This is a genomic window from Bradyrhizobium sp. NBAIM08, from assembly GCF_020193935.1.
In the GTDB taxonomy this organism is placed as follows: Bacteria; Pseudomonadota; Alphaproteobacteria; order Rhizobiales; family Xanthobacteraceae; genus Bradyrhizobium; species Bradyrhizobium yuanmingense.
In genome coordinates this window covers 1-426 of the sequence record NZ_JADYVR010000615.1, presented here as the reverse complement: position 1 = coordinate 426, position 426 = coordinate 1, and the positions used below count along the sequence as shown (strand labels likewise).

1 protein-coding gene is annotated in these 426 nt (G+C 61.0%); it reads left to right on the top strand.

Annotated features, from left to right (window positions below; genetic code table 11):
* On the top strand, nucleotides 1-345 hold a 345-nt coding region (locus I6F37_RS41215), incomplete at its 5' end, for a hypothetical protein (protein ID WP_225154554.1).
* Between the last annotated feature and the right edge of the window lie 81 nt (nucleotides 346-426).

Genomic DNA, 426 nt, shown 5'->3' with positions numbered 1-426 from the left:
ACCTACACCGTCGCGACTAGCCGGCCGGACTGGACATCGGCGCCTGCCCTGTCAAATATTTTCCGGTTCAACAACGATGGCTTGGTCTCGCGGAACGACGCGGATTGGAGCACCAGCAATTTCACCAGCGGTCTGTACGGCTATGAGGACCGGATATTTTTGACGGCGACGGATCAACTCAAATCAGTGACCGGCTTCCGGTTTGACGCGACTGTCACCGGTGCAGGCGTGGTGGTGTTTGCCATCACCGCCACGCCGGACCCGTCCGTCGCTGCTTTTCTGGGGCTTGGCACCCTTGCCCTCGCCACTCATCGCCGCCGCCGCGCCAGGCAGACCGCACCCTGAGAGGTTGAGAAAGGCCGGCCCTGTCTCCGGGCAAAAAATCTTCTCACAACAAAAGCCCCGCGTTGACCAGCAACACCACCC